This is a genomic window from Flavobacterium sp. (assembly GCF_027531705.1).
GTDB lineage: Bacteria > Bacteroidota > Bacteroidia > Flavobacteriales > Flavobacteriaceae > Flavobacterium.
Genome location: NZ_JAPZSP010000005.1, coordinates 22,521 through 40,200, shown reverse-complemented (window position 1 = coordinate 40,200; position 17,680 = coordinate 22,521). Strand labels below are relative to the sequence as shown.

At 31.4% G+C, this 17,680-nt stretch carries 18 protein-coding genes; 10 read left to right on the top strand and 8 right to left on the bottom strand.

Going from position 1 to position 17,680, the window contains the following annotated elements:
• Positions 1-217 precede the first annotated feature (217 nt).
• From O9267_RS02390 to O9267_RS02370, 5 genes are all read left to right on the top strand, one after another.
• The gene (locus O9267_RS02390) at positions 218-2,437 is read left to right on the top strand and encodes a RelA/SpoT family protein (protein ID WP_298175588.1); all 2,220 of its coding nucleotides are present in this window, start codon (positions 218-220) and stop codon (positions 2,435-2,437) included.
• Positions 2,438-2,513: 76 nt separating this feature from the next.
• On the top strand, positions 2,514-2,969 hold the full coding sequence (locus tag O9267_RS02385) for a transcriptional repressor (RefSeq protein WP_298175586.1): 456 nt from the start codon (positions 2,514-2,516) through the stop codon (positions 2,967-2,969).
• Between the two features lie 45 nt (positions 2,970-3,014).
• The gene (locus tag O9267_RS02380; RefSeq protein WP_298175584.1) at positions 3,015-4,286 is read left to right on the top strand and encodes an adenylosuccinate synthase; all 1,272 of its coding nucleotides are present in this window, start codon (positions 3,015-3,017) and stop codon (positions 4,284-4,286) included.
• An 88-nt stretch (positions 4,287-4,374) separates the two neighbouring features.
• Positions 4,375-4,893: a hypothetical protein gene (locus tag O9267_RS02375; protein ID WP_298175582.1), complete on the top strand. Its 519-nt coding sequence runs from the start codon at positions 4,375-4,377 to the stop codon at positions 4,891-4,893.
• Positions 4,886-5,239, top strand: coding sequence for a hypothetical protein (locus O9267_RS02370; RefSeq protein ID WP_298175580.1), 354 nt, complete (start codon positions 4,886-4,888; stop codon positions 5,237-5,239). The genes O9267_RS02375 and O9267_RS02370 overlap by 8 nt, the downstream gene beginning before the upstream one ends.
• A gap of 274 nt (positions 5,240-5,513) precedes the next feature.
• Here the strand turns inward: O9267_RS02370 and O9267_RS02365 are convergent, their stop codons facing one another.
• Together O9267_RS02365 and O9267_RS02360 are read right to left on the bottom strand one after the other, a co-directional pair.
• Positions 5,514-6,737 carry a T9SS type A sorting domain-containing protein gene (locus tag O9267_RS02365; protein ID WP_298175578.1) on the bottom strand — a complete coding sequence of 408 codons (1,224 nt, stop codon included), beginning with the start codon at positions 6,735-6,737 and terminating at the stop codon, positions 5,514-5,516.
• A gap of 185 nt (positions 6,738-6,922) precedes the next feature.
• Complete coding sequence (locus O9267_RS02360) at positions 6,923-8,794, bottom strand: alpha-amylase family glycosyl hydrolase (protein ID WP_298175576.1); 1,872 nt, start codon at positions 8,792-8,794, stop codon at positions 6,923-6,925.
• Positions 8,795-9,103: 309 nt separating this feature from the next.
• On the opposite strand from O9267_RS02360, the gene O9267_RS02355 reads away from it, so the two are divergent.
• The 3 genes from O9267_RS02355 to O9267_RS02345 all read left to right on the top strand — a co-directional run bounded on the left by O9267_RS02355 (position 9,104) and on the right by O9267_RS02345 (position 12,697).
• Positions 9,104-10,291: an aspartate aminotransferase family protein gene (locus tag O9267_RS02355; RefSeq protein ID WP_298175574.1), complete on the top strand. Its 1,188-nt coding sequence runs from the start codon at positions 9,104-9,106 to the stop codon at positions 10,289-10,291.
• A 103-nt stretch (positions 10,292-10,394) separates the two neighbouring features.
• Positions 10,395-11,789 carry a tetratricopeptide repeat protein gene (locus tag O9267_RS02350; RefSeq protein ID WP_298175573.1) on the top strand — a complete coding sequence of 465 codons (1,395 nt, stop codon included), beginning with the start codon at positions 10,395-10,397 and terminating at the stop codon, positions 11,787-11,789.
• Positions 11,790-11,950: 161 nt separating this feature from the next.
• Positions 11,951-12,697: a shikimate dehydrogenase gene (locus tag O9267_RS02345; RefSeq protein WP_298175572.1), complete on the top strand. Its 747-nt coding sequence runs from the start codon at positions 11,951-11,953 to the stop codon at positions 12,695-12,697.
• A gap of 79 nt (positions 12,698-12,776) precedes the next feature.
• Here the strand turns inward: O9267_RS02345 and O9267_RS02340 are convergent, their stop codons facing one another.
• Both O9267_RS02340 and O9267_RS02335 read right to left on the bottom strand, forming a co-directional pair.
• The gene (locus O9267_RS02340; protein WP_298175570.1) at positions 12,777-13,211 is read right to left on the bottom strand and encodes a DUF1456 family protein; all 435 of its coding nucleotides are present in this window, start codon (positions 13,209-13,211) and stop codon (positions 12,777-12,779) included.
• A gap of 88 nt (positions 13,212-13,299) precedes the next feature.
• Positions 13,300-14,100, bottom strand: coding sequence for an alpha/beta hydrolase-fold protein (locus O9267_RS02335; protein WP_366521971.1), 801 nt, complete (start codon positions 14,098-14,100; stop codon positions 13,300-13,302).
• Between the two features lie 59 nt (positions 14,101-14,159).
• Here O9267_RS02335 and O9267_RS02330 point away from each other — a divergent pair, with 59 nt between their 5' ends.
• Positions 14,160-14,561 (top strand): TerB family tellurite resistance protein, encoded by a 402-nt coding sequence (locus O9267_RS02330; protein ID WP_298175568.1) that lies wholly within the window; start codon positions 14,160-14,162, stop codon positions 14,559-14,561.
• A gap of 160 nt (positions 14,562-14,721) precedes the next feature.
• Positions 14,722-15,153 carry an Hsp20/alpha crystallin family protein gene (locus tag O9267_RS02325; RefSeq protein ID WP_298175566.1) on the top strand — a complete coding sequence of 144 codons (432 nt, stop codon included), beginning with the start codon at positions 14,722-14,724 and terminating at the stop codon, positions 15,151-15,153.
• A gap of 90 nt (positions 15,154-15,243) precedes the next feature.
• Here O9267_RS02325 and O9267_RS02320 read toward each other — a convergent pair whose 3' ends face one another.
• The 4 genes from O9267_RS02320 to O9267_RS02305 are packed head-to-tail and all read right to left on the bottom strand — an operon-like array spanning position 15,244 to position 17,667.
• Positions 15,244-15,696: a DUF6252 family protein gene (locus O9267_RS02320; RefSeq protein ID WP_298175564.1), complete on the bottom strand. Its 453-nt coding sequence runs from the start codon at positions 15,694-15,696 to the stop codon at positions 15,244-15,246.
• A 6-nt stretch (positions 15,697-15,702) separates the two neighbouring features.
• Entirely contained in the window at positions 15,703-15,858 is a 156-nt protein-coding gene (locus O9267_RS02315) for a hypothetical protein (protein WP_298175562.1), read from the bottom strand.
• Between the two features lie 19 nt (positions 15,859-15,877).
• Complete coding sequence (locus O9267_RS02310; protein WP_298175560.1) at positions 15,878-17,155, bottom strand: OmpA family protein; 1,278 nt, start codon at positions 17,153-17,155, stop codon at positions 15,878-15,880.
• Positions 17,156-17,157: 2 nt separating this feature from the next.
• Positions 17,158-17,667 carry a DUF6252 family protein gene (locus tag O9267_RS02305; RefSeq protein ID WP_298175558.1) on the bottom strand — a complete coding sequence of 170 codons (510 nt, stop codon included), beginning with the start codon at positions 17,665-17,667 and terminating at the stop codon, positions 17,158-17,160.
• Positions 17,668-17,680 lie beyond the last annotated feature (13 nt).

Below are 17,680 nucleotides of genomic sequence, written 5' to 3'. Positions count from 1 at the left end.
TTTGAAAACAAATGAAGATGAAGAAATTGGTAAGAAATCGCCATTAACAACATGTTGCATACGCAAACACCTATATATAAAAAGGCGATAACATATATGACCACTAAAAAATAAATTCTACATATATGAAACTAAGAATTTGAAGATTTAATTTTTTCCACTTGCACAACTCATTTCTTATTGTTAATTTTAGAAATTCAACTACTAGAATAGACCAATGACTGAGATTGACATAGAAAAAGAAAACAAAGCAATTGCCCAAGAATACAAAGAATTGCTGCGTATTAGTTATCAAACACTTAGTGAAGCTGATAAAAAACTAATCCGAAAAGCATTTGACTTGGCAGTAGATGCTCACAAAGACCAACGACGCAAATCGGGAGAAGCCTATATCTTCCATCCTATTGCTGTTGCCAAAATTGTCGCGTCAGAAATCGGACTTGGAGCTACTTCTATTGCGGCTGCTTTAATGCATGATGTTGTTGAAGATACTGATATTACTGTTGAAGACATAGAAAAAATGTTTAACAAAAAAGTAGCGCAGTTAGTCGAAGGTTTAACCAAAATTTCTCAGGTTAAGAAAGATTTAAATGTGTCGATGCAAGCGGAAAATTTCCGTAAAATGCTATTAACACTCAACGATGATGTTAGGGTAATCCTAATAAAACTAGCTGATAGATTGCACAATATGCAAACTATGGGTTCAATGCCCGAATACAAACAAGTGAAAATTGCTTCTGAAACCTTATATATTTACGCACCATTAGCGCACAGATTGGGTTTGTATAACATCAAAACGCAATTGGAAGATTTAGGTTTAAAATACACTGAACCAGCTATTTATAATGATATTGTTAGCAAAATAAAAGAAACCAAAGAAGAACAAGACCAATATATAGAAGACATTTCGCAAGTGCTAAAAAAAGCTTTAGACGAAGAAAGTGTTGATTATATAATCAAAGGTCGTCCAAAATCAATTTATTCTATTCGTAGAAAAATGGCGGCGCAAAATGTCAGCTTTGATGAAGTTTACGACAAATTCGCGCTTAGAATTGTTTACAAATCAAATCCACATGATGAAAAATTTCTTGCTTGGAAAATTTATTCAATTGTAACCGATCATTATCGTCCGAGTCCGAGTCGTTTGCGTGATTGGATTTCATCACCAAAATCAACCGGATATGAAGCTTTGCACATAACCGTTATGGGACCAAAAGGTCGTTGGGTTGAAATACAGGTAAGAAGCGAACGAATGGACGAAATTGCCGAAAAAGGTTATGCAGCACATTACAAATACAAGCAAGGTGCTACCGAAGAAAGTGGACTTGATATCTGGCTAAATTTACTAAAAGAAGCACTCGAAAATTCCGAAACCAATGCGGTTGATTTTGTCGAAGATTTCAAAATGAATTTGTACGCCAAAGAGATTTTTGTGTTCACTCCAAAAGGTGAAATCAAATCATTACCAAAAGGTGCCACTTCGTTAGATTTTGCTTTCAGTATTCACTCTGAATTGGGAATCAAAACCCTTGGAACACGTGTAAATGGTAAACTTGTTCAACTAAATCATGAATTAAAAAGTGGCGATCAAATAGAAATTATCACTTCTCAAAACCAAAAACCAACTGCCCATTGGCTTGATTATGTAACAACTTCTCGTGCCAAAAACAAAATTAGAAATATATTAAATGATAATAATAAAAAAATTGCCGAAGAAGGCAAAGAATTATTAACTCGTAAATTAAAACATTTAAAAATTACACTTAACGAAAGTGTAGTCAATGAATTAGTTAACTTTTTCAAACTAAAAACCAGTTTAGATTTATTTTACCGTGTTGGTATTGGCAGCATAGAAAACCAACAACTAAAAGATTACGCAGCGCAGAAAAGCAATACGTTGATGAATTTTTTCAAAAACAAAATCAAGCGTTCTCCAAGCACTGCCGACAAGGATATTCATAAACCTGTAATCAACAACAATTATGATATGTTGGTTTTTGGTTCAGAACAAGATAAATTAGATTATAAACTTTCCACTTGTTGCAATCCGATTCCTGGCGATGATGTGTTTGGATTTGTTACTATAAATGAAGGAATTAAAGTGCATAAAAAAGATTGTCCAAATGCTATTAGCTTGCAATCAAATTATGCTTACCGAATTTTGCAAACCAAATGGATAGATTCATCCCAACAAGAATTTAGAGCCGTTTTAGACATCACCGGAATGGATTCATTAGGATTAACAAACGAATTAACCAAAGTGATTTCTAACAATATGCACGTAAATATTCAAAGTATTTCGTTGAGTGGACAAGCAGGGATTTTCAATGGTCAAGTTACCGTAATCGTTCAGAATAACACCATTTTGAAAAAATTAATTGAAAATATTAGAAAAATAGACGGAATTGAAAAAGTTACACGAGTAAATAAAAACTAGCTTTATTAACAATTAGTTTATAACTTTAAACTGCTAAACTTTTATACTTCTAAACTTAAATTTATCTTTGCCAGATATGACACAAATTGCAACTGACAATACTAAAAATCAAGAAACTGTAAAAAATGTTTTTACGGCATATCTTGAAAATAATGGACACCGAAAAACGCCTGAACGCTACGCTATTCTTCAAGAAATTTACAATAGTGAAGAACATTTTGACATTGAGAATTTGTATATCAAAATGAAAAACAAGAACTACCGCGTTTCTCGTGCAACTTTGTATAATACTATCGAATTGCTACTTGACTGCGGATTGGTTCGCAAGCATCAATTTGGTCAAAATCAGGCACATTATGAGAAATCGTATTTCGACAAACAACACGATCATATCATTATGACCGATACTGGCGAAGTAATCGAGTTTTGTGATCCAAGAATACAAACAATCAAACAAACCATCGAAGATATTTTTGGAATAGAAATACACAATCATTCGTTGTATTTTTATGCTAATAAGAAGAAAGATTAAGTAAAGACAAGGCAATGCCTTGTCTCAACAATAAACAACAAAAAAATGACCGTAGATTTACTACTAGGATTACAATGGGGCGACGAAGGAAAAGGAAAAATCGTTGACGTACTAACTTCCAAATATGATATAATTGCACGCTTCCAAGGCGGACCAAATGCTGGACACACGTTAGAATTTGACGGAATAAAACATGTTTTAAGAACCATTCCGTCTGGAATTTTTCACAAAAACAATATCAATATTATTGGAAATGGTGTAGTAATCGACCCAGTTGTTTTCAAAAGCGAAATTGACGGTTTAGCCAAATTCAATTTGGACATCAAATCTAAATTGATTATTTCAAGAAAAGCACATTTAATTCTTCCAACACACCGATTGCTTGATGCTGCTTCTGAAGCCTCTAAAGGTAAAGCCAAAATTGGTTCTACACTCAAAGGAATTGGTCCAACTTACATGGACAAAACAGGACGAAACGGAATTCGTGTTGGCGATATTGAATTAGCTGATTTCAAAGAACGATACAGAGCTTTGGCAGACAAACATGAAGCTATGATTAAGTTTTATGATGTTTCTATTCAATACAATTTACCAGAACTTGAAAAAGAGTTTTTTGAAGCGATCGAAGATTTAAAAAAACTAGATTTTATAGACAGCGAAGAATATTTGGCGCAAGCACAAAAAGCAGGAAAATCAATTCTTTGTGAAGGTGCTCAAGGTTCATTATTAGATGTCGATTTTGGAACTTATCCATTTGTAACATCATCCAACACAACAGCAGCTGGCGCATGCACAGGATTGGGAATTGCTCCTAACAAAATCAAAGAAGTCTTCGGAATTTTTAAAGCCTATACAACTCGTGTTGGTTCTGGTCCATTTCCAACAGAAGATTTTGGTGATGCTGGCGATGTTATGGCAAAAGTAGGAAACGAATTTGGATCGGTAACTGGAAGAAAAAGACGTTGCGGTTGGCTGGATTTGGTTGCCTTAAAATATGCTATCCAAGTGAACGGCGTAACACAATTAATGATGATGAAAGGTGATGTTCTATCAGGATTTGAAACCTTGAAAGTTTGTACATCTTACAACTATAAAGGACAAGTTATTCAACATTTACCATACAACATCGAAGAAGAAAACGTAACACCAATTTACACCGAATTCAAAGGTTGGCAAGCCGATTTAACAGGTTTAACAACATTTGACAGTTTACCAAAAGAACTAAAAGACTACATCGAATTTATTGAAAAAGAAGTCGAAGTTCCAATAAAAATAGTTTCGGTTGGTCCTGATAGAAAACAGACTATTTTGAAATAGAATTTATAAAAAATTAATTGATTAAATAATTTTTAGTTTAAAATTTGATAATTAAAATTATTGATCAATTATTTAAAATTCGCCTTAAATGATAAAACAAAAACTAAATGACATCTTATCTTTAAATGGTATCTCAATTTTAATTGGAATCGTTGGAGGTCTATTTGGAATAATTTCAATTTTCATTGATTGGGATACTCGTCTTAGCATTAAATGGTTTGCTGCGGTTTTGATATTATGTTCATTCATTTCAATTATCTTAATAAAATTAACTTATGACATATATAAAAGTCATACACAAAGAATAGTAAAAAACAGTAAAGTTTTTCAATTTTCAAGAAAGGATAATCTACTTCTCGTTGAAAATAATAATAATCTTGAATTTTCTCAACTGGTATCAATTTACTATATTAAAAATAATTTTCAACAGTTATTTGCAAATGGTTATGTTCAGAATATTCAAGAAGAATTTGTACAAATCAAAGTTCTATCATTTGAAGAAAATTTTAAAACTGTTTATGAAGATGATTTCGATAAAATACTGAACAACGAAAACAATGCTTTATTATCAATATTAATCAAAAATTACCTCAGCTATAATGGATAACAAAACTTCAAATATTTTAGTAGCAAGTAAAATAGATGATTTTCAAATTGTCATAAACAAAGGTTATGATGATTTCATTGATTCTTATATGAGATTTCTTGTTTATGAGGAAGGTCAAGAGATTTTTGACCCTATTACCAAAAAAAGTTTAGGTAAATTAGAAATTCCAAAAGGCTTTTTTAAAGTGCAACATATTCAAGATAAAATGACCATTTTGGTATCTGAATTAAAAAAAGATAAAAACATGTTTCAAATTACTTTATTAGTTAAAGAACTTGATGTAGAAAAAGAATTATTAACCAAAATAAAAATTGGTGACAGAGTAAAAATTGTTAATGTATTATAATTAACATTATATTTTTCTGTGTCAATAAAATGAAAATACCCTTTCAAATATAAAATAAAGAAAGGGTTTTCTATTTTAATTCACTTTTAACTACAATTTAAAAATAAAAACCCTCACTTTTTAGAATACAACTTTCAACACTCCAACTCCATTTTTAAACTTTAAAAATTAAAAAACTACAAAATAAAATTGTCATTGAAATGAGTAAAATTAAAAATCCCAAATTCCAATGCGTTAAATTGAAATTTGGGATTTTTTTATTTTTAGCAAAAATCTAACCTTTCATAAATTTCATTTGTGAAACATCTATATCTCTATAAATTTTCAAAAAATATATTCCGGATTGCAAAGCTTGCATATCAACAACATCACTTACATTTTCGGAAGTCATTATTAACAATCCATTGCTTCCGAAAACTTCAACTTTATTTATTTTTTCAGCAGAATCCAAATGCAACATATCTTTTACAGGATTAGGAAACATAGTAACCGTTTTGAGAGTAATTTGTGGTTGCGCACAATCACTTACAACAGTATTATCATAACCTAGAAAATTACATTGGTTTTGAATATATACAATTTCGTTAGGATCGCAACAAATAGTTTCTAAATTTGGATTTCCAGCAAATGACATTCCAGAATTATCACCAAAAATTAAACCATTATTTTTTACAGATAGATAGTTTAAATCATTATTATCACAGTTTAAATTTTGCAAATTAAATAAGAAACTTGTGTCTAAAGATGTGAGTTTATTTTCTTGAACGAAAAGATATCTAATATGTTTTATTGAGCCTAAATTTAAGGTTTCCATTTCTGTTTTGTTAATATAAACAATTTCTAAATTAGGACAAGAACTTAAATTTATTGTTGTAAAGTCAGAATTTGCAATATTTAAATTTACAAGTTTGGTATTACTAGATAGATTTAATTCAGTTAAAGGCGCAGTTAAATACAACTCAAGCAAATTTATACAGTCCGATAAATCAATCTCTGTAAACGTTCCAAAAATCGATAAGCTTTTCAAATTAGTCAAGTTATTTAGATTTATATTACCATAGACCGAACAACTAACTTTTTTTAAATTTATATTACTTGATAAATCTAAACTGGTTAAATTGCTTAGTCCACTTACAGCGTCAGAAAGAGTAAGATTTTCCAAATTAACCAATGTGGGAAAATTGAAACTTGAAGAATTAAAATATAGTGAATTAAAACCCTCAAGATTTGTAAAATATTCAAGGCCTGACAAGTCATTTATTTCTGCATAACCCATATCTAACCTAATAACAAGTAAGGCTTCTGCTTGTGAAATTTCACCATCGTTGTTGCTGTCAATGCTCGGATAATTGATAAATTCACCTGTAAAATAGGGATCGTTATAATCAATTTTAGAAGCTAATAATAAGTTTTTAAAATTTGTATCTGCAAAAGTTATATTCTGAGCAACAGCAAACTGAATTAACAGTAAACTAAATAAAAGTAATATTTTTTTCATAGTCGATTTGTTTTAAGTTTAGTTGTACAAATTTGTTAAACAGCAACTTAGCTGTTATTTGCAAATACTAAATTAGAACAAAGCAACTTGTTTTAAGTAAATTTTAACATTTACAACTCATTAAATAACAACTGTTTAAGTCAAATATAAAAAAAGACGCAATTTGACCTTTTTACTTAAACAAATTATAATTTATAAATGAAACTTTCACTTTTCCCCAAAGCTACTTTCACAACTCCTACTCCATTTTCTACTTTCAAAATAGCGGAGCTTCCGTATAATTGGTCATTTATGGTATAACTTCCGTCTTTTAATTTCCAGTTTGAAATTACATCAGCTGGGATTTTCAAATCAAAATTTTCAGTATAATCAGGCGATAAATTAGAAACAATTATTAGTTTTTCGGTAGCTGACCAACGCACAAATGAATACACATTATGTCCGTAATTTGCGGTTTCATTTCTGTTAACGGTTTGAATTTCTTGGAATTTGCCCATCAAAGCATCACTTTTTATAGAAAAATTCAAAAGTCGTTTGTAAAAATCTCTCAATTCTTTCTCAGATTCTGACAATTGTCCACCATCAAACTTTCCATCATTCATCCATCTTTGGTGACTTGGAACTCCGATATAATCAAAAATTGATGTTCGTGAACGCTTACCAAAACCAGCATCTTCGTTTCCTGCTTCGCCTACTTCTTGCCCAAAATAGACCATTGTTGGTGCCGAGCTCAAAGTTGTTGAAATGACCATCAAAGGTTTTCCACGTTCGCCACTTCCAGCAAATTCAGGACTTGCCAATCGTTGTTCGTCATGATTATCTAAAAAATGTAGCATATGATGTTCTATATCACTCAAATGATTTTGAATAGCTGTCAATCCATCTGGCCACGTTTTTCCGTGAATTACGGCTTTCAAATGGTCATAGGTTTCCACTTTGTCATACAGATAATCCATTTTTCCGAAGTGAATATAGTTTCTGTATTCATTAGGATTATAAACTTCTGCCAACAAAAACGCATTAGGATTTTTCATTTTGATGGCCGAATTCATATAACTCCAAAACTCATAAGGCACCATTTCAGCCATATCATATCTAAAACCATCAACACCTTTTGCTGTCCAATACAAAGCAATATCTCTAAATTTTTTCCATGAATTAGGAACGTCTTTATCTTTCCAAAAATTGAAATGTTCTTTGTATGATTTTTTAGCATATTCGGCTGGCAATTCAGGAAAATCTTTTGAACCATTTGGTTTTATTCCATAATTTACTTTTACCGTTTCGTACCAATCATTTATATCGGGTTTTGCCAAACGAGAACCATTTCCTGTCCATTTTGCTGGATTTTCATCAAATTTTCCATCAATAAGTGGATTCTTTTCTCCATTCAAAGGTTGGTAATTATCCGACGTTGGCACCTGAAATGCTTGTCCGGGAATATAGTAGAAGTTATTATTTCTGTCATATTCAACATTTTTATTATCATCTGCACCAAAATCTCGAACGCCTTTCGGATTATTTTTTCCTTCATATTTTCGTGCAATATGATTGGGAACAATGTCTATAAGCAATTGCAAACCGTTTTTGTGCGTTCGAGCAATCAAAGCTTCAAATTCTTCCAATCTTTTTGCTGGATTTACAGCCAAATCTGGATTAACATTATAATAATCTTTCACAGCATAAGGCGAACCTGCACGACCTTTTACAACTTCTGGATCATCATTTGAAATGCCAATATTAGTGTAATCTCTAACCAAAGCATGATGCGGAACACCTGTGTACCAAATATGCGTTACACCTAAATTTTTAATTTCTTGTAATGCTTTATCTGTAAAATCGTTGAATTTTCCAACACCATTTTCTTCTAAAGTTGCCCAAGGTTTGTTGTTTGTGTTTTGATTTCCGAACAATCTTGTAAAAACTTGGTAAACTACTTTCTTTTTTTCCACAACGGTAACTTTTTTATGTTTTTTGGTGTTTGACTTATGTTTTTTGTATTGTGCATTGACAGAGAAAGTTAAACTTATCAAAGCCAGAAGTATTATTTTTTTCATTGTATCTTTATTTTAAAAAGCATCATTTGACAAATATAAAAATTGAAATCGACTTTTCAGTCAACTTATAAATTATTCGTAAATTGAAAAAAAACACAAATTACACGAATTAACACAAATTAATTCAATTTAAAGTCATATTTCACAAATCAAACTGACTAGAAAAAATTAGTGAAATATTGAATCCCAACCTTTCGTGCGAATATGTGCAATTTGTGTTGAAAAAGCTGTAAATAGTTTTCTTTTAAAATAGAAATAGTTGCGCCGTTTTTCCTAATTTTGCCTCATCAAAAAAAGACTCATTTTATAATGAATAACGACTTTCTAAAATACCAAGCACAAACTTCGCCTTATCCACTCGGAATGGAAGTTTCACATGCAATTGGTTCTTATATTTACGATACAAATAACAAAAAATATTTAGATTTTGTAGCTGGTGTTTCGGCTTGTTCTCTTGGTCATCAGCATCCGCGTGTAAATCAAGCCATAAAAGATCAGTTGGATAAATATTCTCATGTAATGGTTTATGGCGAATATTCGCAAAGTCCAGCCGTTCAATATTGTAAATTATTGGTTGAAAATTTACCTGAAAGTTTGAATAAAGTTTATTTGGTAAATTCTGGAACCGAAGCTACAGAAGGTGCATTGAAGTTGGTTCGTAGGGTAACCGGAAGAAGTCAATTGATTTCGTGTCACAATGCCTATCACGGAAATACAATGGGTTCAATGAGTGTTATGGGTTTTGAAGAACGCAAACAAGTTTTTCGTCCGTTGATTCCCGATGTTGATTTTATAACGTTCAATAACGAAGCCGATTTAGAAAAAATAACTACCAAAACAGCAGGAATAATTTTAGAAAGTATTCAAGGTGGCGCAGGTTTTATAGAACCTCAAAATGGTTTTTTGACCAAAGTAAAAAAGCGTTGTGACGAAGTTGGTGCTTTACTAATTATTGACGAAATCCAACCAGGTTTTGGCAGAACAGGAAAACTATTTGGTTTTGAAAATTATAATGTCATTCCTGATGTAATTGTTATCGGAAAAGGAATGGGTGGCGGAATGCCAGTTGGCGCATTTGTTGCCCATGAAAAATACATGGACTTACTAAGTCACGATCCAAAACTTGGTCATATTACCACTTTTGGCGGACATCCTGTCATAGCTGCTGCTTGCTTGGCTACACTACAAGAAGTGATTGAAACCAACCTTATGCAAGCCGCTTTAGAAAAAGAAAAACTTTTTAGAACACTTTTGGTACATCCTTTGATACAAGAAATTAGAGGAAAAGGGTTAATGCTTGCCGCCATGACTAGCGATACCGAAATAACAAATCAAGTTATTTTGCGTTGTCAAGATAAAGGTTTGATTTTATTTTGGTTGCTGTTTGAAGGTTGCGCTATCAGAATAACTCCACCGTTAACAATTTCTGAAGACGAAATTCGTGAAGGTTGCGCGATTATTTTAGAAGTGATGGATGAAATTCAAAGCAAGTTATAATACCAAAAACTTGTTAATTAAATTGTTCAAAACAAAAAACCAATTTTTCCCTATCACAAAGATTTTGCTTACTTTTATTTAAGCTAATCTAAATACAAAAAGTATGCAATTAAGCGACGAAGAAGAAGACTATAACTTGTCATTATCAAAGTTCGAATCGATGTTGAAAACCAATAAGGTGCTCTTCTTTGATTCGGAAGAATTTGAAGAAATCATTCTTCATTATCTTGATATGGGTAAAGCCAATTTGGCCAAAAAAGCGCTAAAATTGGCTCTTGAACAACATCCAAAATCTACTGGATTAAAGTTGGTTCAGGTTGAAATGCTAGTGTACGAAGACAAACTCGATGTTGCCGAAAAATTGCTAAACGAATTATACGCAATCGAGCCAACTAACGAAGAAATTTACATTCAAAAAGCCAATATCTATTCTAAACGTGATAATCACGAAAAAGCAGTAGAGTTGCTTCAAGAAGCTTTAAAATATACCGATGATTTTGCCGATGTTTATAACTTGATAGGTATGGAATATCTTTTTATGGATAGTTTAGAATTGGCAAAAGAAAACTTTACCAAATGTTTGGAAGAAGATTTTGACGATCAATCAGCGTTATATAACGTTGTTTATTGTTATGAATTTTTAGATCAAAATGAAGAAGCAATCGCTTTTTTAGAAAAATACATTGACAAAAATCCCTATAGTGAAATTGCTTGGCACCAAATTGGTCGCTTGAGTTATGGTTTGAAAAAATACGAAGAAGCCATTCGTGCTTTTGACTATGCAACCCTTATAGACGAGGATTTTATGGGTGCATTCATGGAAAAAGCAAAAGCTTATGAAAGATTAAAACGCTACGAAGATGCTATCGAAAGTTATCAACGTACAATCGAATTGGAAGACGCCACTTCTTATGCGCTTTTACGCATTGGAAAATGTTTTGAAAAATTAGGAAATAAAGTAGAAGCCTTAAAATATTTTAATCAAACGGTTCACGAAGATCCTCTATTAGACAAGGGTTGGATTGCTATTACTGATTTTTATGTTCGCCAAAAAAACTTTGACAAAGCGCTTTATTATGTAAACAAAGCATTAGCAATTGATAACGAAAATAGATTGTACTGGAAACGTTTTGCTACCATAAATAAATCATTGAATTTATTTGAAGAAGCTGAATTTGGATACAGAAAAGCCGTTGAAAATGGTGATTATCAATTAGATACATGGTTGTTTTGGGTTGACATTTTACAATATTTAGGTGAATTTGAAACAGCAGCTTTCACTTTATTACAAGCGTGTGAATATTTCCCTGAACAATTCGAAATTGAATACCGTTTAGCTGGTATTTATTTTATGCTAAATGAAGAAGAAAAAGCAACTTTCCATTTAAGCAACGGATTGCGTTTGAATTCAAATAACATAACAGTTTTGGAAGAATTATTCCCTGTTGTTTGGGCTAGAAAAAACGTTCAGAATTTTATAAAGAAACATAAGAAGTAACTATTTCATCACGAATTACACTGATTTACACAAATTATTTTTCGCTTTAATTTCACAAAAATTCAGCAAAACAGAAAATTCGTGAAATATATATTTAAGACACGAATTGGTGCAAATTAGTGCAATTCGTGTCTATTTTTTTAATAATTAATAACTACAAATTGGAAACCAATCATAAAAAATTCGGATTACTAGGAAAAGACATTTCGTATTCATTTTCAAAAAAATATTTTACTGAAAAATTTTCTGATCCATTATTTGAAGATTGCAAATATGAAAATTTTGATATTCCTTCAATTGATGAATTTCCAACAGTTTTGAAGAATAATCCAACTTTGAAAGGATTGAACGTTACCATTCCCTACAAGGAAGCAGTAATTCCATTTTTAGATTTGCTTTCGGATAAAGCCTTTAAAATTGGAGCTGTAAATGTTATTCGATTCACTAAAAAAGGAAACCTAAAAGGGTACAATTCTGATTGGTACGGTTTTAAAAAATCGCTTGAACCACTTTTGCAACCGCATCATAAAAAGGCTTTAATTCTCGGAACTGGTGGTGCTGCTAAAGCGGTTGCATTTGCATTGGAAGATTTAGATATCAATTTTGCTTTTGTTTCGAGAGAAGCTTCAGAAAAAACTATTGATTATAATCATGTTAATGCGACTACTTTTGATAATTACCAAATCATAATCAACTGTACGCCACTTGGAACGCATCCTAATATCAAAGACTTTCCTCCTATTCCATATGAGTTTTTTACCGAAAAACACATTGCTTTTGACTTGATTTACAATCCAGAAGAAACGCAATTTCTTAAAAAAGCTAAAAAGAAAGGCGCAACCATAAAAAACGGTTACGAAATGCTAGTTTTTCAGGCGGAAAAAGCTTGGAAAATTTGGAATAAATAAGTTTTTAAAGACTATAATTAAAACAAAACCCTTCGACTGCGCTCAGGGTGACAATGCAGTACTTAATGAAAATTAGAGTTTATGCTTTTTTATTTTTTCCGTTTTTGAATTGTACTTTTTCTACCACTTGCACTTTTGGTGTTCCTTTTTTGTCAAATGATTTTGCTTTGGAAGCTGGTTTTTTCTTAAAATCAACTTTGGGAGTTGCTTTAAATTCTGGTCTAGGTTTAGTGGTTTCTTTCTTAGGAATTTCCGCTTTAAGTTTAGCCAAAACTTCATTTGGATTTTTAGGATTTTCCTTTGTTCCACGCAAGTGAATAATTAATCCGTTCAAAAAATTGCGCAAAACCTGATCGCCACATTCCATGAAATTCTCATGTTTTTCATCACGAAAAAAGGCACCCAATTCTGATTTTGTAATTCTGAAATCGACTAATTGCAAAATATCAACTATTTGGTCATCTCGAAGCATTAAAGCCACACGTAGTTTTTTGAAAATATCGTTGTTGTTCATTTTTTTATTGATTACTGTATTGTTGTATAATGTATTATTGTAATTTACACTTTTCAGTATACAACATACAATGTTACATTATACCGTTTTAAAACAGCCAAAGGTACGCTTTTTTGAAACCTTCACGCCATAATTTTTCGTTGTGTTGACCATTTTTTACAATTACTTTTTTGTTCAACTTCTTGCATTCACATCGTTTGGAATTTACCCAACTTTCAACATTATTAATATCTTTTACAATATCATCATCGCCTTCGTTGTCTCCACATAAAAAATAGACTTTAGTTTTGAACTCGTTTGTGTTTTCCATTAAAGCCAACATTTCGTTTCTATTAAACCAAAAAGCTGGCGAAAAACATCCAATTTTACCAAAAACTTCAGGATATTTAATAGCACCATAAAATGAAACCAATCCGCCAAGTGAACTTCCGAAAAGACAGGTATTGTTGGCATTTGCTTTGGTTCTGTAGTTTTTATCGATATGTGACTTTAATGTGTTTACTATAAAATCAAGGTAATTATCAGCATTGCCACCGCCGTATTTTTCATTTTTATAAGCTGATAATTCTTCCATTCTTTTTTCGCCACCATGCTCAATTCCAACTACAATTACTTGTGCATTTAAACTGTCTAGTGTTTCATCAACATTCCATTCGCCAACATAGGAAGTTTTGGCATCAAATAAATTTTGTCCATCGTGCATATAAATCACAGGATATTTTTTCTTTGAAGTGGCGTAATTCTTAGGCAAATACAGCCAAATTTTCTTAGAAGCTTTTAGTTGTGGTGCTTCTATCGTAAAAGATGAAACTTGCTTGCTAGCAGTGCTTTCTTGAGCCATTGATGAACCAAAAAAAGTAAATAGTAAAAGTGATAAAATGAATTTCAAGCGAATAAATTTTTAAAAATTAACAAAAAATTATATTTTAGCTAAAAATAATCATTTTGATGCATACAAAAGAAGAAAAAATAAGTTTATTATCGGACATGATTGCATTTGCAATTGTAGATGGTGAATTACACGAAAGAGAATATATGTTTTTATCAATTGTTGCTGTGGAATTAGGCATTAGCAATGATGAACTAAAACAACTTTTTCATGAAGAACATCGAAGTGAAATTATAAAAAGTGAGTTTGAACGAATTCAGCAATTTTACCGTTTGGCATTATTGATGCATTGTGATGGTGTTTTACATGAACGTGAAGAAATCAAGATTAACGAAATCGGAATCAATATGGGATTAAACCCATTTGCTATAAAACGTGTTTTAAAAGCAATGGAGAATTCACCAACTAGAATGGTTCATCCTGACTTTCTATTGGAAGTTTTTCAGGAACAATACAACTGAAAATTAGTCAGTTAACAAATTGTTAAAGTGGTCAAAATTTCATTTTTCAAGTTTAAATTCTATTCTAAAAATGTCAATTTGACTTAAAAATTGCATTGGTACATAATTTGTTTTTGGGTAGTTGTAATTAAAAAAATGTTTAATTTAAATAATCACAACTATGAACTTAATAAAAAGAAACACAGTACCATTTCCATCAATTATTGATGAATTATTAAAACCTGATTGGTTAGGCGGAATGCAAAATTTCAATGCAAATGTTCCTGCTGTTAACATCAAAGAAACCGATACAAATTTCGGAATCGAACTAGCTGCACCAGGAAAAGTAAAAGAAGATTTTAATATTGAAATTGACCACAATGTCTTGACCATTTCTTCTGAAGAAAAAACTGAAAAAGAAGAGAAAGACAATCAAGGAAAATACACTCGCAGAGAATTTAGTTATTCTTCTTTTAGAAGAGCTTTTACTTTGCCTGAAAGCGTAAATGCTGATTCTATCAATGCAACATACGAAAATGGTGTTTTACACGTAACGCTACCAAAAAGAGAAGAAGCATTGCCTAAACCAAAACGTTTGATTGAGATTGCTTAAATTTCAAAGTTTCTTAAAATCAAAAAACGCATTCGATTAAAACCGGATGCGTTTTTCTTTATAAAAAACAAACTAACTAAAATATTTCGATTAAGGATTAACAGTAACCCTTTTAAAACTGCCCGAAACTGAGTTAATACCCAAATCACTATCACCAGCAGTTAAATTAAAAGTTCCTGATATTTTATTACCATTGACTTCAAGAATAGTGATTCTTCCCGATATTGCTGTCCATACACTAGTTTGACCAGGTCTTGTGTATTTGAAAGTGTTTAGACTGCCAATTTCATAAACACCCACAACTAGTGTATTTAGTTTTATTTCAACAACATTTGTACTACCATTATTTCCAAATATTGTTTGGGTTGAAGCATTTGCAAACGGATTTGTAACCGTGCTCATTGACGGTTCGCCACCTTCGGCATATTCAAAAATGGCAGGTTCGACAACTGGTGCTGGTGTATCATCATCTCTATCACAAGATGTTAGACTTACTGAAAGCATAAAAAATGCTAAAATTGGTTTTAAAATTGATTTTTTCATATTAATTTATTTCTTTTTAAAAGTTGTTTTTTTTATCAAAATGTTTTTATGCACAATATTCAATTCATAGTTTCCTTCTTTCATATTATTTACATTTATATAAATTTTATTAGAAGGAAGTTCTTCTATTTTTGATTCATATTTTATTGGCTTTTTACACATATCTTACAATTTGAAACAATTACTGAATTACCACAAATTCTACTCTTCGATTTTGTTTTTTATCTTCTTCCGAATTAGTATCGGTTAATGGTTCAGATTCACCTTTTCCGCTAGTTTCAAATCTGGATTTTGCGATTCCATAATTTGAAGCAAAATAATTGGCAACAGCTTCAGCTCTTTTTTCAGATAATTTTTGATTATCTTTTTCGCTTCCATCACTATCAGTATGGCCAGTAATGTTTATTCTGACCGATGGATTTTCTGTTAGAGCTTTACCTAATTCATCCAAAACTTTTTTACTTGATGCTTTTATCGTTGCTTTGTTAGTATCAAATAAAATTTCATTTGTTGTAAAACTTCCAGTTTCAATCAATTTATGTCTTGTATCTGCTCCAGCTTCTGCAAGTTTAAGATTTGAAATAAAAAACTTGTCGGTTGTTTTTTTGTAGGTTCCAATAAAAAAGATGATTTGGTTGTAATTGGCGTCACCAAATGCAGTTGGTAAATCCCAATATTTCTTGCCATCAACATACATTCTGAAACGATTTTTCTGACGCCAAACTTGAACTCTAACTGAATTATTATTTTTGTTAAAATTGGAAACTTCTACTTTATTTTTCATAATTTCTTTCTTTTCAGAAATTACCGAAATACTGCTGCCACCAACTGTTCCTGCTAATGAATTTGCTGGATGAATACTAAAAATCATTGCTTCTTTTCGTTTAAAAACGGTGTTCCAAACATTGTCAACTTTGGAAGTTTTTTCAGTAAAAACAACATTTAGAGCTGTTGAATAAAAATTGAAATTGTCGGTTGTGGCTACATCAAACTCAAAAGTGAAATTTTCTGGCAATTTTGACACATTCAATGGTGAAAAACTTCCTTTGTCAGAAACTTGAAGCCATTTTTTTGAATCGCCCTCAAAAGTTACAATTTCGCCACTGCTGTTGGTAAACCAATTTACAGGAAAATCGCCAATTGCATCGTTATTAAATTTTTCTTCAAAAAGTACTTTTGAACCTGCACTAAAATCGGAATCTTTCTTTGAAACCTTTGTTTTAGAATTTGATTCATTTGATGAAGAAGTAGTTGTTTTAGAAGTTTTCTTTTTATTGTTCAAAACTTCATCCATACCATCATTAGTGGTTTTGGTTGCCTTTTGTTCGATTTTTCTTTCTACTGCTCTTTCAGAAGCTTTTTCAGCTTTTTTTGCTAATTTTTCTAAGAATTGTGCGTTTCCATTTAGAGAAAAGAAAACAGAAAAAAGAAAAAATACATTTTTTAAAGATGTTTTCATTATTATTGAGTTATTCCAGATTTAAAAGATCCTTCAGTTATTAGTTTAGCAGGATCTGAACAAAATGAAGTTCTTTTTCCTGTAAATGAAAAATTCCCTGAAACTTCAGTAGCAGATAATGCTGTAATTGTCAAAGTTCCTGTTGTTCCTGAGCAAGCACCTGTTCTCCAAAGTGCAGTTGCAGAAGTTGCATCGCCATACTCCATTCTTAAAACATAATCTACCCCTGAAGGCATAGGATAAGTATAAGTGCCTATTCCTGTTGGACTATCTATTTCTAATTCAAAATTTCTATTATCTGATAAAACTGAAGTGATCTTAATTCTATCAGCGTTGCTACTAGATAAAACTCTAAATGCAGCATCCGTTTCATATTGAACTCCGTCAATTTTTGCTTTGAAAAAATAGTTTGGTGTTGGTGTTGGAGTTCCTGAATTATCATCGTCATTACTGCACGAAATTGTTACTATTGAAATGAATAGAATTGCGAATATTTTTTTTAATGTTTTCATGATTTTCTTTTTT

Bases quoted from the DNA above. Each gene is read 5' to 3' on its own strand.
- O9267_RS02390 (WP_298175588.1), top strand. From the start codon at position 218: ATGACTGAGATTGACATAGAAAAAGAAAACAAAGCAATTGCCCAAGAA.
- O9267_RS02385 (WP_298175586.1), top strand. From the start codon at position 2,514: ATGACACAAATTGCAACTGACAATACTAAAAATCAAGAAACTGTAAAA.
- O9267_RS02380 (WP_298175584.1), top strand. From the start codon at position 3,015: ATGACCGTAGATTTACTACTAGGATTACAATGGGGCGACGAAGGAAAA.
- O9267_RS02375 (WP_298175582.1), top strand. From the start codon at position 4,375: ATGATAAAACAAAAACTAAATGACATCTTATCTTTAAATGGTATCTCA.
- O9267_RS02370 (WP_298175580.1), top strand. From the start codon at position 4,886: ATGGATAACAAAACTTCAAATATTTTAGTAGCAAGTAAAATAGATGAT.
- O9267_RS02365 (WP_298175578.1), bottom strand. From the start codon at position 6,737: ATGAAAAAAATATTACTTTTATTTAGTTTACTGTTAATTCAGTTTGCT.
- O9267_RS02360 (WP_298175576.1), bottom strand. From the start codon at position 8,794: ATGAAAAAAATAATACTTCTGGCTTTGATAAGTTTAACTTTCTCTGTC.
- O9267_RS02355 (WP_298175574.1), top strand. From the start codon at position 9,104: ATGAATAACGACTTTCTAAAATACCAAGCACAAACTTCGCCTTATCCA.
- O9267_RS02350 (WP_298175573.1), top strand. From the start codon at position 10,395: ATGCAATTAAGCGACGAAGAAGAAGACTATAACTTGTCATTATCAAAG.
- O9267_RS02340 (WP_298175570.1), bottom strand. From the start codon at position 13,211: ATGAACAACAACGATATTTTCAAAAAACTACGTGTGGCTTTAATGCTT.
- O9267_RS02330 (WP_298175568.1), top strand. From the start codon at position 14,160: ATGCATACAAAAGAAGAAAAAATAAGTTTATTATCGGACATGATTGCA.
- O9267_RS02325 (WP_298175566.1), top strand. From the start codon at position 14,722: ATGAACTTAATAAAAAGAAACACAGTACCATTTCCATCAATTATTGAT.
- O9267_RS02320 (WP_298175564.1), bottom strand. From the start codon at position 15,696: ATGAAAAAATCAATTTTAAAACCAATTTTAGCATTTTTTATGCTTTCA.
- O9267_RS02315 (WP_298175562.1), bottom strand. From the start codon at position 15,858: ATGTGTAAAAAGCCAATAAAATATGAATCAAAAATAGAAGAACTTCCT.
- O9267_RS02310 (WP_298175560.1), bottom strand. From the start codon at position 17,155: ATGAAAACATCTTTAAAAAATGTATTTTTTCTTTTTTCTGTTTTCTTT.
- O9267_RS02305 (WP_298175558.1), bottom strand. From the start codon at position 17,667: ATGAAAACATTAAAAAAAATATTCGCAATTCTATTCATTTCAATAGTA.